This window comes from Halomonas cerina (assembly GCF_014192215.1).
GTDB lineage: Bacteria > Pseudomonadota > Gammaproteobacteria > Pseudomonadales > Halomonadaceae > Halomonas > Halomonas cerina.
In genome coordinates, this window is the sequence record NZ_JACHXP010000008.1 from 50,164 (window position 1) to 63,465 (window position 13,302).

Genomic DNA, 13,302 nt, shown 5'->3' on the forward strand with positions numbered 1-13,302 from the left:
GCGAGGGGCATCGCTTACAGCGCCGGGCCCTGACGCTGGACAGCCTGCCTGTCGATCTCACGCAATACCTTGCAAACCGATTGCTTGCACGAATAACTACAGCATTTTCCAGATCCCGCCTCCTGGCAACCCTCATCCATAGTGCCGTGCTAACGTGACAAGACAACAAGAGGTCAGTCATCAGGAAGCCCGCTCATGCCCCACTCGACCCATCCCCTGCTCTCCCACCGCCCTTTCACCGAGAAGGGCAAGATCGTCTCCGCCCGGGAGGCAGTCGCCCTGATCCGTGATGGCGATGCCGTGGCGACCGGCGGTTTCGTCGGCATTGGCTTCGCCGAAGCCCTCGCGGTGGCCCTGGAGGAGCGTTTCCTGGAGACCGGCGAGCCCCGCGACCTGACCCTGATGTATGCCGCCGGTCAGGGCGATGGTGGCAACCGGGGCCTCAATCACCTGGGTCACGAGGGGTTGGTGACGAAGGTGATCGGTGGCCACTGGGGACTGGTGCCGGCCCTGCAGCGGCTCGCCCTCGCGGGCCGCATCCAGGCCTGGAACCTGCCCCAAGGGGTGATCTCGCACCTCTTTCGCGACATCGCCGCCGGCAAGCCCGGCACCCTGAGCCGGGTGGGACTGGGCACCTTCGTCGACCCGCGCCTGGACGGCGGCCGCCTCAATGCTGTGACCACCGAGGCCCTGGTGGAGCGGGTGACCCTGGGCGGCGAGGAGCTGTTGTTCTATCGGGGACAGCCCCTGCAAGTGGCGCTGCTGCGTGGCACCACCGCCGACACCCTGGGTAATGTCAGCATGGAGCGCGAGGCCCTGATCCTCGAGGCCCTGGCCATCGCCACGGCGGTGCACAATGCGGGGGGAGTGGTGATCGTGCAGGTGGAACGACTGGCCGAGCGCGGCACCCTGCACCCGAAAGACGTGAAGATCCCCGGCATCCTGGTCGACTGCGTGGTGGTCTGCGAGGATCCGGCTCACCACTGGCAGACCTTCCGTACCGCCTACAACGCGGCCTACTCCGGCGAAATTCGGGCCCCCATGGCCGCTCCGGAGCCCCTTCCCCTCTCGGCCCGCAAGATCATCGCCCGCCGTGCAGCCTTCGAGCTCCGGCCCAACGGCGTGGTCAACCTGGGCATCGGCATGCCCGAAGGCGTGGGCGCGGTGGCCAGTGAGGAGCGCCTGCTGGAGCATCTGACGCTCACCGCCGAGCCCGGGGTGATCGGCGGTTTGCCGGCCGGCGGCCTCGACTTCGGCGCCGCCACCAATACCCAGGCGATTATCGACCAGCCCGCCCAGTTCGACTTCTACGACGGCGGCGGGCTCGATATCGCCTTTTTGGGCATGGCCCAGGTCGATGCCACCGGCAACGTCAACGTCTCGCGGTTCGGCGCACGGCTGGCCGGTGCCGGGGGCTTCATCAACATCAGTCAGAACGCCCGCCGGGTGGTGTTCATGGGCACCTTCGTGGCGGCGCAGGAGACGCTCGCCATCGTCGACGGGGCCCTTCGGCTACCCGAGGGCGGCCAGCCTAAGTTCGTGGCCGAGGTGGAACACCGTACCTTCAGCGGTGCCCTGGCCGCCGCGGACGGCAAGCCGGTGCGCTATGTCACCGAGCGGGCGGTGTTCGACCTCACCCCGGAGGGGCTCACCCTCACCGAGATCGCCCCGGGGGTCGACCTCGAGCGCGACGTCCTGGCATTGATGGCCTTCACACCGCGGATGCCCGAGCCGCCCCGCCCCATGGACGCGCGGATCTTCCGCGAAGTGCCCATGGGGCTCGCCGAGGAGCTGCTCGACCGGCCGCTGGCGCAGCGCTTTAGCCTCGACGAGGAGGAAGGTATCCTCTTCATCAACTTCGAGCACCTGCGCGTCGCCTCCCGGGCGGACATCGACGCCATCGAGCAGGAAGTGGAGCGTCGCCTCGCCCCGCTGGGCCGACGGGTCCAGGCCATCGTCAACTACGACCACTTCCGCATCGACGATGCCCTGCTCGGTCCCTACACCGAGATGGTGCGCGGCCTCGAGCAGCGCTTCTATAGCCGAGTGACCCGCTACACCACCAGCGGCTTCATGCGCAAGAAGCTCGGTCACGCCCTGGAGGCGCGGGCCGTCTCCCCGCATATCTACGAGAGCGCCGAGGAGGCACGGCATCATCTCAAGGGCTGACGAGGTCCCTTCCCCGACGTGGCTCGAGATCAGGCGACGGCAATCATCAACTCGGAGGCCGGCACCGGCCGGCCGAACAGGTAGCCTTGAAAGGCTTGGCAGCCATGCGTCGTCAGCCAGGCCCGCTGGGCCTCGGTCTCGACCCCCTCGGCGATCACCTCCAGGCCCAGGCTCTCGGCGAGCGCGATGGTACTGGCGACGATGGCGGCGCTGGCTTCCTCTTCGAGCAGGTCATGCACGAAGGACTGGTCGATCTTGAGCTGGTCCAGAGGCAGGCGCTTGAGGTAGGCCAGCGAGGAGTAGCCGGTACCGAAGTCGTCCAGCGCGAAGGTCACGCCCTGTGCCTTGAGACGCAGCATCTTGTCGCGGGCATCGTCACGATCGTGAACGAACAGGGTCTCGGTCACCTCGAGCTTGAGACGCCGGGCCGGGGCGCCGGTGCGCGCCAGAATGGCCTCGACCTGCTCGACGAAGTCGGGCTCATGAAACTGCTGGGGGCTCACGTTCACCGACACCGTTAGCCCGGCCATGGCAGGTTCGCCAGCCCAGCGGGCGAGCTGGCGGCACGTCGCCTCCAGGGCCCAGTCGCCGATGGCGATGATCAACCGGCTCTCCTCGGCCAGAGGAATGAACTCCCCGGGGGACACCATGCCCCGCTCGGGATGTTGCCAGCGCAGCAGCGCCTCGAGGCCACACACTCGAGCATCGGCGTCCACCTGACGCTGGTAGTGGAGCCGCAGCTGCCCACGCGGCAGCGCCTGGCGAAGATCGGCCTCGAGCCGCGCCCGCGCCTGAACCCTCGCCTGGATGGCAGGATCGAAGAAGCTCAGCGTATTGCGTCCTGCTTTCTTGGCCTGGAACAGGGCCATGTCGGCCTGCTGGAGCACCTCGTCGACCGTTCTCTCCGGGTCACGAAAGAGCGTGATGCCGATGCTACCGGTCATCGTGAGCGGCTCTGCCCCGAGCATGACCGGGGTCTGCAGCACGCCGAGCAGCTTGTGGGTGACCCGCTCCGCGACCCGCTCGACCTCCTCCTGGTCCTGGCCGAGGTCCTGAAGCAGCACGGCGAACTCGTCGCCGCCCAGGCGCGCCAGGGTATCGACATCCCGGAGCACCCCTTCCAGTTGCCGGGCAATGTGTTGCAGCAGTTCATCGCCCTGGTGATGCCCCCGGCTATCGTTGACCCGCTTGAAGTTGTCCAGGTCGAGATAGAGCAGGGCCCCGAACTGACCATTGCGGCGACTGTCCTTGAGCGCGCTCTGCAGGCGGTCGAGCAGCAGGCGCCGATTGGGCAGTCCGGTCAGGGGATCGAAGAAGGCCAGCTGGTGGATCTCCTGCTCGGCCGCCTTGCGCCGGGAAATGTCGCTGAAGGTGGCCACGTAGTGGGTCAACTGCCCGCGGTCATCGCGCACCGCGCTGATGGTCAGCCACTCGGGAAACACCTCACCACTGCGATGCCGGCTCCAGATCTCCCCCTGCCAGCTGCCCTGTCGTTTCACCTGTCGCCACAGCCGACGGTAGAAGGCATCATCGTGGCGACCGGCGCTCAGCATCCGCGGGTTTCGGCCCACCACCTCCTCCTCGCGATAGCCGGTGATGCGCGTGAAGGTGCGGTTGACCTTGAGGATGCGGCCCTCGGCATCGGTGATCAGCATGCCCAAATGGGTCTCGAAGGCCAGGGCGGCGATACGCAGCGACGCCTCCCGTCGTCGCAGGTGAAGGTAATGGCGCAGCCCCAGCAGCCCCAGCAGCCCCAGCAGCCCCAGCACCGTCACCAGCAGATAGCCCCCACCCAGCAGCCACAGGCGCTGCCACCAGCCGGCCAGGACGACCATGGCCATCAGGGTCAGGCCGATCGCCAGACGACGGATCCGATGATAGCGAGGCGCGGCCGCCACGCGGGGCTCGCGTTGGGGTCCCTTCATGCCACCGTGGGTCCTTGTATCGACATGTAGGCCCAGTGTAATGCGTTGTTATCCCTTATGCTCTTCTTGAGGACCGCCGGGATGTCCCGGCCCGACGACGAGGAGGCTTGATCATGGACGAGGTCGCCAGTCAGTTCGTGACCGGCAACGAGAGCGCCATCCGGCTGGCCGTGGCCCTGCTGCTGGGGACGCTGATCGGCATCGAGCGCGGCTGGGTGGCCCGGTCCCAGGCCTCCGGCTCCCGCATCGCCGGCGTCCGCACCCATGCCCTGGTTGGGCTGCTCGGAGGTCTCGCCGCGCTGCTCTCCGCCGTCAGCGCCTGGGCCTTCCCGCTGGTCTTCCTGGCGGTGGCCATCACCAGCCTGGTGGCCTGGCGCGCCCAGCTGGAGCAGCACCAGGACTACAGCATCACGGGCCTGATCGGACTGCTGCTCACGTTCTGCTTCGGCGCCATCGCGGTGGCCGTTGACCTGGCCCTGGCGGCGGCCTGCGCGGTGGTCACCGCCGTGATCCTCGACAACAAGCGCGAGATCCACGGCCTGTTGAACAAGCTGCAGGCCCATGAACTCGATGCCGGCCTCAAGCTGCTACTGATCACCGTGGTGATGCTGCCGCTGCTGCCCGACCAGGGCATGGGCCCCGGCGGGGCCCTCAATCCCTACGAGATCTGGTGGATGGTCGTGCTGATCGCCGCGATCTCCTTCGTCGGCTATTTCGCCATCCGGGTCGGTGGCACCGAGAAGGGAATCCTCTTCACCGGGCTCTTCGCCGGGCTGTCCTCCTCCACCGCCCTGACCCTCCACTTCGCCCGTCAGTCGCGCCAGAACCAGAAGATCGAGACGCTGCTGGCGGCCGGCATCCTGCTGGCCTGTGGCACCATGTTCCCGCGTATCCTGATCTACGCGGCCGTGGTCAATCCCGGCCTGCTACCAAGGCTGCTGGTGCCGATCACGACCATGGGGGCCGTGCTCTATGTGCCCGCCCTCTACTATTGGCACACCCAGCGCCGCTCGCCCAAGGTCGACCGGCCGGCGCTGATCCAGAACCCTCTGGAGCTGCGCACGGCGCTGCTGTTCGGTGCCCTGCTGGGGGTGATCATGCTACTCGGCGAATGGCTGCGGACCTGGCTCGGTGAGGCCGGGATCTACCTGCTGGCCGCCAGCTCGGGTGTGGCCGATGTCGATGCCATCACCCTGTCGTTGACCCGCATGTCACTGGAACGCATCGATGCCGCCACCGCGGTGCTGGGCATCATCATCGCCGCCGCCGTGAACAACCTGATGAAGGTCGGCCTGGCGGCCGGCTTCGGAACCCGTCACCTCGGCCAGCGCGTCGCCCTGCCGATGATCGCCTCGCTGCTGTCGGGCCTGGCACTGGCCTGGCTGGTCTGACCGGCCATCGGGGGCACCTCGCCCAATAGACCGCAACAGGCCCCGCGTCGGTCGCCGACCGGCACGGGCCCTCGGGTCACATCGCCACCTCCACCGGCGCGACCAGGCGATCGAAGACGTCATAGGACAGCTGCATCACTTCCGTATGGCTGCCGGCGTTGAACGCGATCAAATCGGCCTGGGCCAAGTGCGGCGAGACGAACACCTCCATGTCGAACAGGTTGCCGAAGGGGGGCATGGCACCGGGTTCACAGTCCGGAAAGCGGCTCTGGAACGTCTCCTCCTTAGCCAGTGCCACGGCCTTGGCGCCGGTGGACTTGGCCAGGCGGTCCAGATCGACCTGGTCGGTGGCTGGCAGGACCGCCAGCGCCAGCCGACCATCGATATCCACCATCACGGATTTCGCGAAGCGTCTGCCCGGCACGTGTACGGCTTCGGCCACCTCCTGCGCGGTATAGGCCGGGGAATGCTGCATGATGACGTACTTGACGCCCTTCTCATCGAGAAAGCGTCGCACTCGTTCCATGGACATGACGATCTCCCCCATGTGAATGGTTCAACGGGTACTCCTCATCCTCAGCATAGTCAGGGTCCTCCCCGCCCTGAAACCCCAATCACCGCTGGCCCCGTCACAACGGACGTGACACTCGTCGCCCTGGCATCCAAGGAGCACTCTGGCTAGGCTGAGAACGCGTCAGCAAGGAGGTCCGACGATGCCGGAATACCACAACGATGCCACCCTGCCGGTGCCGACCTTCCCCGGCAGCCATCTGGTGCTGGATGACGACTATGTGTTCGTGTCGGGGCTGGCCGCCTCGGACATCCAGGGCGGCGACACCGTGCTCGGCGACATCGTCGAGGAGACCCGCTGGGTGATGCGCCGGTTGGAGCATATGCTGGCCAGCGTCGACTGTGACCTGACCGATGTGGTGCGGGCCGATATCCATCTGGCCGACCTCGACGACCTCAAGGACATGAACGCCGTCTATGCGGAATTCTTTCCCGCGGACCACTATCCCGCCCGGACCTGCACGGAGTCGCCGCGCCTCTCCGGAGACAGCCGGGTGGAGATCACGCTGATGGCACGCCGCCGCTGCTCTCCTCGTCGCCAAGCATCGGAAACTGACGACCGAAGGCAAGGAGAATCGTCGGAGTCGGAGTAGGAGCTCCCGATCACGACTCATCCTCGCCTGACCGTGATCGAGCGTCGGCCTGCCCGACGACCGGCGTCGCCACCGCCTGTTCCGAGGCACGTACCCAGCGCGCATGCTCGCCAGACACCCGCTCCTCGACCCGTTCGGCCAGCAGCCGCAGGGCCTCGGCACGCGCCAGTTCCCGATAGGGGCCCGCCCCGGCCAGCAGCAGATACTTCTCGTGCTTCAGGCTCTCGGCGGTCGCCCGGTACTGGATCCACAGCGGCCCGAACTGGTTGATCTGCTCGACCGCCTCGAGCACCGCGATCAAGGCCCCCAGCGAGGCGGTCAGCCAGCGGGCCCATGGCAGCTCCGCCAGGGAGATCACCGGAATGGCGGCGGCGAAGACCACCTGCACCAGGCGCAGTCCCTTGTGCCAGCGTCGGCAGGCGCGACTACGCTGCCCGTACCAGGCCAGCTGGTCCTCCAGCCGTCGCCACTCGTGGCGTCGCGAGAGGCCGTCGTCCCGCCGTTCCCCGTCGCCGGCCGGCGCCTCATGGTGGTCCGCATCGTCCATGGCAGCCTCCCAGGCTTGTTGCCGGAAAAGCTCATCGCTCGCCGGGTTGTGAAAGAAGCTCTAAAGATAGCAGCCGGCCGCCGCCGACATGGAGGGGTGCGGCCGAGGGTGCAATACTGATAACCAGGGACTCGACGAATGCCCCAGTGAACAAGACGGGGTAGTGGTCTACCTGCGCTTCCGAGCCCCGGTATCCGACCTCGCGGACCGGCCCCGTCGACAGGAGGAATCGGCATGATGATTCGCCTGGCACGTACGCTCTTGGTGGCCTTGCTGAGTCTGTTGCTGCTCGGCGGCTGCCAGAATCTCAGCACCCGCGAGGGGGTGGCGACCGGTATCGGCGGGCTGGTCGGCGGCGCCCTGGGCCACCAGGTCGGCGGCGGCTCCGGCCGGACCATCGCCACGGTGATCGGCGCCGGCCTGGGGGCCTGGATCGGCAAGGAGATCGGCACCCGGCTGACTCCTGCAGACCAGCAGGCAATGGATGCGACGCTCGACCACGCCCCCGACGGGCAGTCGGAGCGCTGGCGCAACCCCGAGACCGGCAATGCCTACACCATGACTCCTCGGCGCACCTACCAGGATGGGGCTCGGCAGTGTCGTGACTTCAACCTCGAGGTTGTCGTCGACGGCGAGCGACGCAGCACCAACGGCACGGCCTGTCGACGCCCGGATGGCCAATCCTGGAATACGGTGGAGGCCTAGGAGGGCAGATGCGGCACAGGTGGATACGCGGGCTTGCGGGCCTGCTGGCAGCGCTGATGCTGCTCTCGTCGGGTCTGTCGGCTCAGGATCGTTTCCCCGACTACGACACCGGGAGCCAGGATACCGCGGATGACGGTGGCCACGACGACCCGCGCTACCCCGACGAGGGAGGCGACGGGGATAACGACGACTGGAAGGTCCCGGCCATCGTCGCCGGTGTGGCGGCCCTGGCACTGGTGGGACGCTGGCTGCACCAGCGCAGCCAGGAACACTCGATGTCGAACGACGACGCCATGATGAAACGGCTGCAGCGTCAAGGCCCGGTCTTCGCGTCCCTCTACAACACCAGCGCCTTCGCTGCCATCGGCGTGGTGCGTGGCGACTGGCCCTTCGTGCTGAACTTCTCCCACGAGGCCCCGGTGATCGTCACCCTGCGCCTCAGTGCCCGCGATGTCCCGGATATTTACACCTTTCGTCTGCCCTTCGGCTCCGGCGAGATCGGCCAGCATCGCCTGCAGTTCCGGCTGCCGCCCGCCTTCGGCGCGAGTGAGCGGCCCGCCGCCATCGGCGTGACCGCGACGGACATGAGCGGCGAGCGCCCCGCTCCCTCCTTCCGGATCCTGGCCCTCGGGTGCGGCCCTCGGGCGGTCGGGTCGGTGGCCATCGAAGAGGTCTCGTTCCTGCCCCGGCGCATCCGCGCCCAGGCCCAGGAGCGTGCCTCCTACCGCTTCTTCTCCCACTCCGCCTTTCCCCGTGCCGTGGCAGAGTTCGTGCGCGTGGAAGAGGCCATCGACGGCGAGCGCCAGTTCTTCGTCGACGAGGCGCCCATCGGCGGCGTTGCCGCCGGCCGTAGCATCGCCCCCCGCCAGTGGGATGGCCGCGACAGCTTCCAGCGGGTCTCACCCGGCACGCATCGACTCAAGGTCCGCGCCTGGGCACCGACTGGAGGCTGGGTCACCGCCTGGTCGAACTCCCGGGTCAACGTCATGCCTTAGCGACTGTCTTCGGCCTGCAATCGCCGCCACGCCTCCCCCGGTAGCGCCACGACCTCGCCCTGGGGCGTCAGCCGGCTGCCGGTGGCGATCTCGTGGTGGCGAACCGGCTCAGACGGCGGGGCGGCGAAGGGGGGGAGGCGCCATAGCCGGCCTCGATCGCCCGCGGTGACCAGCAGGCGGATCGCCGACGTCGAGGCATCGATGTCGATCGTCGGCGGCTCGCGCCCTCCGCCGCCCAGCGGCGGCGTCAGCGGCTGGCCGGCGAGCGCATCCCAGAGGCGCACGACCCCGTCGGCCTGCCAGCTGATCAGGCGCTCGCCACCGGGCGTGAAGGCCGCGCCGGCAACGACGCCATCATGGGAGAGGGAGGCGAGCGGTGCGCCGCTGTCCGCGTCCCAGAGCCGTACGTTCTCCCCACCCCAGCCGAGGACCCGCCGGCTTCCGGCATGCAGGCGAGCCCCGCGCACCCCGGGATGCGCCAGGTCGAGGGACTCGGCCGACTGAATCAGGCGGATACGGCCATCCGCGGTGGCGACCAGCACCGGCGTCCCCTCGCCCGCGAGGCGGGCGTCACGTACTAGCGTGTCCTCGAGCAGCGTCGCCAGCGCCGCGGGCACCGACGCCTGGGTATCCCACAGACGCAAGCGTCGATCCTCCCCCCAGGTCAGCGCCCGCCGGCCTTCGCCATCGTCGGCAAAGCTCGCCCCCCGCAACCGGCACTCGGTGTCCGTCGTCTCGCCATGCGTGACCGGCAACACCCGGACGGTGCCCAGTCGCCACAGCCAGGCGGTGCAGCCCCGCTCCCCCCAGAAGAGCAGGCGGTCGGCGGCCTTCCCCCAGACCACTCCCGCCAGAGGATCGTCGCCGACGGTGCCCCCCGGTGTGGCCAGTTCCAGGAAGTGCTCGCCCTCGCGGTTCCAGATGCGTACCTCACCGTCGGCCGTGGCGGTGAGCAGGCGATGACCATCCGGGGAGAAGGCCGCGAACACGGCCCTCCGGTCCAGCCACTGTGGCGTGGCGGCGCCGTCCGGCGACCAGGCCTGGAGCCGGCCCTCGAGGGTGACGGCCAGGACCTGCTCCTCGTCCAGCAGCGGCACGGCATCGAGAACCGCCGCTGCAAACCGCCATTGTGCCGAAGCGACGCCCCCTTCCGCCGGGCCCCGCCACAGACGCAGGTCACCCACCTCCGACCAGCCGAGCAGGCGCCGTCCGCCCTCGCTTGCGACGACCCCCGCCACCGGCCCGGCATGGCGCAGCGGCAGGCCCAGGGGGCTCCCGTCATGGCTCGACCAGAGCCGTGCCTGCAGGCCGTGCCAGGTGATCAGCGGCCCCGACGGCGCCGCGAAACGGGCTCCGGTGACGGGTCCGGGAAGCGTCGCCAAGGCCTCGCCGGTCGCGGCATCCCAGAGCCGCGCCGGTCCGCTCCCCGGGCTCCAGGTGAGGAGGCGCTCGTCCCCCACCCGCGGTGGTGCGAGTTCCTCGTCGTGGCGCATGCCCGACCCCAGGGTCGTTAGGGTGCCGAGGGCCCACAGCCGGGCGGTCCCGCAGGCGCCATGGTTCCATACCAGCAGGCGGGCCGGTCCCGTCAGGAAGCGGGCGCCGATGGCCCGGGGGCTACACAGCCCCTGGCCGGAGGGCCTCAGGACATGACCGGACCGGGCCGGCAGCCACAGGGTTCCCGCGGCGTCCCACAGCGCCAGCGCCCCCGCACCTCGGCCCAGCATCCCGCCGACGACACGATGTTCCTCCCCGGGCCCTGTGTCGGCCACCGGCGTCAATGTCCCCTCCTCATGGAGGAAGGCTGACCCATCGCGGGTCCAGGTGAGCAGCCGCGTGCCGTCGGGGGCGAAGGCCACGCCGGCCAGCGTCGCCCCCGGCAGCGTCCCCCGACGCTCGCCGCGGCGCAGGTCCCATACCCAGGCCTCGCCACCGGTGTGGCGTGTCACCGCCGCGGCCTCCTCGGCGCCGCCGATCCACAGTCGCTCCAAGGCCGGTGGCGTCTCGAGCAGTAGCTCACCGCTGCGGCGATCACGCACCTCGACGCGGCCATCCGGCAAGTGAACCGCGAGGCGTTGCCGCCAGGGAGTGCCTGTGGGATCGACCGTCTGCACCGCGCCCGGCCCCGGCGGCACTATCGGTGCCGCCGCCCTCTCGCGTTCGGACCACGCCAGGCTACCGCCTCCCTGACTCCACAGACGCAGCGTCTCACCCGAGGCCTCGACATCGGCCACCACTAGCCCCGGGCCGGCCTCGACGATGGCCTCGAGCCTCGGGCCCCGGCCCAGGCGCTCTCCGGCCCAATAGGCACTCGCCGACCGGGGAACCTCCAGCGCCAGGGCCGCCACCTGCATGAAGTGATGACTCGCGCGAAGCGGCTCGTCGTCCCGGTCACGGGCGCTCACCGCATTGGCCCAATGCAGGTCGGCCAGCCCCTGGCGGGTGGCCCGTTCCTGGTGATGCAGCGACCAGGCGAATCCGCCAAGCCCGATGACCCCTCCCACCAGCGTCAGCCAGGTGGCGACGACCCAGCGCCGCTTGAGCCGGTCACGGCGCCGGCGCTCCTCGAGCTCGGCGGCGCGCAGGGCGTGACAGGCCTCCAGGTAGCGGCGCTCCCGCGTGTCGAGCGGCAGGGTCGCCTCCCGCGCCAGCGCCTCCGCCTCCTCGAGGCGTCCCCCCCGGTGGACCAGCAGCTCGTCGCTGGCCCCTCCCTCCTCCCAGTCGGCGGCGGCACGACGCAAGCCTTCGTGGATCCTCAGGGCCTCGCGATTGGCCCATAACCAGTGATTGAGCCGACGCCAGACTCGGAACAGCGATTCGTGCGCCACTTCCAGGGTCCGCTCGCCCTGACGGTCGCCGGCGATCAGCAGGCGCGCCTGAACGAAGCGCTCCAGCAACGGATGGCTCTCCGCGGGCACGTCCTGCCAGCGCACGACCTGACGGGTGTAGCGGCCCTCGTCGTCGAGACGGACCAGGGCGAACAGGGCCCGGCGCAGCGCATGTCGCTGCGCCGGCGTGGGCCGGGCGGCGTCGAGGACCGCCTCGGCGGCCTTCGCCACTGCACCGTGCAGGCCCCCGAGGTCACGGTACTCGGCCAGGGTGAGCCGGCCCTCGGCCTTGCCCCTCTCCCACAGCTCTCGCAGGGTGAAGGCCAACAGCGGCAAGGCATCCTCGGTGACCGTATCGGCGACCATTTTCTGCGTCAGGCCGGCCTCGAGGTCGAGGCCGGCCAGTTCCGCCGGGCCCTCGATGACCGCCGAGAAGCCCTCCACCGACAGCGGCGCCACGGTCACGGGGGCCAAGGGGATATCACGCCAGTCCGGCTGGGCCTGCAAGGCGCCGAGGAAGTCGGAGCGCAGGGTGGCGATCATCAACACGTCGCCATCGGTGGCCTGCAAGACGGGACGCAGGAGGCGCAGGAAGGCCGCCGCCTGCCCGGTGTCCTTCAGCACCTCTTCGAGCTGGTCGATGACCAGCACCAGCGCCGTGCGCGTCCGGCCGGGGCGCGCCTGCAGGGCCTGCAAGGCCGCCGGCAACAGATCCGGCGATGCCTCGTCCTCCCCGGCCATCGCCGCCAACGCGTCGGTTGCCACGCCCTGTGCCTCGAGCCCGGCCAGCAGGTGGTCAACCAGGGCTTGCTGCGGCCGCTCCCCGGGGCGTAGCGGACCGATCAGACTCCAGGCCTCCGGTGCGGCGCGCAGCCGCGGCAGGATGCCGGCCCGTACCAGGGATGACTTGCCGCTCCCCGAGGCGCCCAGGAACAGCAGCAGGCGCGGTCCACCGAAGCGGCGCAGCCGGTTGAGGCGGTCCAGGGCCCGCTGGATCTCGGCGTCGCGGCCGAAGAAGATGGCCGCGTCTGCCTCCTCGAAGGTCATCAGGCCGGGATAGGGTGGCCGGCGGGTATCCCAGGCGAAGACCCCGGCGAGCGCCCGACGCAACCGCGCGTAGCCCACCTCCGGCTCCCGGGTCAGGTCGATCACCTGCAGCTCGCGGAGTTGCGGACGCAGGGTACAGGGGGTGATGCGAATCGGCAGGATACGTTTACCGAGCGCCCGGGCATGGCTGATCTCGGCGAGGCACCAGCAGGAGGCCATGGAAGACTCGCTGCACAGCACGATTAACGCCTGGCAGGCACGCAGGCGACGATAGAGCTCGCGTTCCCAGTCACGCCCGGCCGGGATGCCGTGCTCGACGTCGAAGTCGAGAAACAGCGAGTGATGGCCGTGTCGCTTGAGCCAGTCGGCCAGGTCGGCGGCAGCCTCGGCATCACCGCTGCTGTGGCTGATGAAGAGCGTGCTCATCCTAGCGGTCCGTATCACCCGCGAAGGGAAACATCGATGGCATTACCCCTAGCCTAGGAGGTTATGCCCAGCCTAGGAGAGGGTCGCCATCGTGTCCGACCGCCTCGCC

Annotated in this window: 9 protein-coding genes; 5 read left to right on the forward strand and 4 right to left on the reverse strand. The window is 69.2% G+C overall.

Features of this window, described 5'->3' with window-relative positions:
- Positions 1-195: 195 nt before the first annotated feature.
- Positions 196-2,169, forward strand: a complete 1,974-nt coding sequence (locus FHR94_RS09445; RefSeq protein ID WP_183325466.1) for an acyl CoA:acetate/3-ketoacid CoA transferase — start codon at positions 196-198, stop codon at positions 2,167-2,169.
- A gap of 29 nt (positions 2,170-2,198) precedes the next feature.
- Here the strand turns inward: FHR94_RS09445 and FHR94_RS09450 are convergent, their stop codons facing one another.
- Complete coding sequence (locus FHR94_RS09450; protein ID WP_183325467.1) at positions 2,199-4,094, reverse strand: putative bifunctional diguanylate cyclase/phosphodiesterase; 1,896 nt, start codon at positions 4,092-4,094, stop codon at positions 2,199-2,201.
- A gap of 113 nt (positions 4,095-4,207) precedes the next feature.
- Between FHR94_RS09450 and FHR94_RS09455 the strand changes: the two genes are divergently transcribed.
- On the forward strand, positions 4,208-5,485 hold the full coding sequence (locus tag FHR94_RS09455; RefSeq protein ID WP_183325468.1) for an MgtC/SapB family protein: 1,278 nt from the start codon (positions 4,208-4,210) through the stop codon (positions 5,483-5,485).
- 76 nt (positions 5,486-5,561) lie between these two features.
- On the opposite strand, the gene FHR94_RS09460 is transcribed toward FHR94_RS09455, so the two are convergent.
- On the reverse strand, positions 5,562-6,017 hold the full coding sequence (locus FHR94_RS09460) for an aminoacyl-tRNA deacylase (protein WP_183325469.1): 456 nt from the start codon (positions 6,015-6,017) through the stop codon (positions 5,562-5,564).
- A 181-nt stretch (positions 6,018-6,198) separates the two neighbouring features.
- Here FHR94_RS09460 and FHR94_RS09465 point away from each other — a divergent pair, with 181 nt between their 5' ends.
- The gene (locus tag FHR94_RS09465) at positions 6,199-6,648 is read left to right on the forward strand and encodes a RidA family protein (RefSeq protein WP_183325470.1); all 450 of its coding nucleotides are present in this window, start codon (positions 6,199-6,201) and stop codon (positions 6,646-6,648) included.
- A 10-nt stretch (positions 6,649-6,658) separates the two neighbouring features.
- Here FHR94_RS09465 and FHR94_RS09470 read toward each other — a convergent pair whose 3' ends face one another.
- Positions 6,659-7,195, reverse strand: a complete 537-nt coding sequence (locus FHR94_RS09470; protein ID WP_183325471.1) for a DUF4231 domain-containing protein — start codon at positions 7,193-7,195, stop codon at positions 6,659-6,661.
- 234 nt (positions 7,196-7,429) lie between these two features.
- Between FHR94_RS09470 and FHR94_RS09475 the strand changes: the two genes are divergently transcribed.
- Positions 7,430-7,900, forward strand: coding sequence for a glycine zipper 2TM domain-containing protein (locus FHR94_RS09475; protein WP_183325472.1), 471 nt, complete (start codon positions 7,430-7,432; stop codon positions 7,898-7,900).
- A gap of 8 nt (positions 7,901-7,908) precedes the next feature.
- Positions 7,909-8,895, forward strand: coding sequence for a hypothetical protein (locus tag FHR94_RS09480; protein WP_183325473.1), 987 nt, complete (start codon positions 7,909-7,911; stop codon positions 8,893-8,895).
- Here the strand turns inward: FHR94_RS09480 and FHR94_RS09485 are convergent.
- Positions 8,892-13,193 carry an nSTAND1 domain-containing NTPase gene (locus FHR94_RS09485; RefSeq protein ID WP_183325474.1) on the reverse strand — a complete coding sequence of 1,434 codons (4,302 nt, stop codon included), beginning with the start codon at positions 13,191-13,193 and terminating at the stop codon, positions 8,892-8,894. The two genes, FHR94_RS09480 and FHR94_RS09485, sit on opposite strands and share 4 nt — an antisense overlap.
- Between the last annotated feature and the right edge of the window lie 109 nt (positions 13,194-13,302).

What these genes read in the sequence shown, in the direction of transcription:
- FHR94_RS09445 (WP_183325466.1), top strand. Translation starts at nt 196, where the DNA reads ATGCCCCACTCGACCCATCCCCTGCTCTCCCACCGCCCTTTCACCGAG.
- FHR94_RS09450 (WP_183325467.1), bottom strand. Translation starts at nt 4,094, where the DNA reads ATGAAGGGACCCCAACGCGAGCCCCGCGTGGCGGCCGCGCCTCGCTAT.
- FHR94_RS09455 (WP_183325468.1), top strand. Translation starts at nt 4,208, where the DNA reads ATGGACGAGGTCGCCAGTCAGTTCGTGACCGGCAACGAGAGCGCCATC.
- FHR94_RS09460 (WP_183325469.1), bottom strand. Translation starts at nt 6,017, where the DNA reads ATGTCCATGGAACGAGTGCGACGCTTTCTCGATGAGAAGGGCGTCAAG.
- FHR94_RS09465 (WP_183325470.1), top strand. Translation starts at nt 6,199, where the DNA reads ATGCCGGAATACCACAACGATGCCACCCTGCCGGTGCCGACCTTCCCC.
- FHR94_RS09470 (WP_183325471.1), bottom strand. Translation starts at nt 7,195, where the DNA reads ATGGACGATGCGGACCACCATGAGGCGCCGGCCGGCGACGGGGAACGG.
- FHR94_RS09475 (WP_183325472.1), top strand. Translation starts at nt 7,430, where the DNA reads ATGATGATTCGCCTGGCACGTACGCTCTTGGTGGCCTTGCTGAGTCTG.
- FHR94_RS09480 (WP_183325473.1), top strand. Translation starts at nt 7,909, where the DNA reads ATGCGGCACAGGTGGATACGCGGGCTTGCGGGCCTGCTGGCAGCGCTG.
- FHR94_RS09485 (WP_183325474.1), bottom strand. Translation starts at nt 13,193, where the DNA reads ATGAGCACGCTCTTCATCAGCCACAGCAGCGGTGATGCCGAGGCTGCC.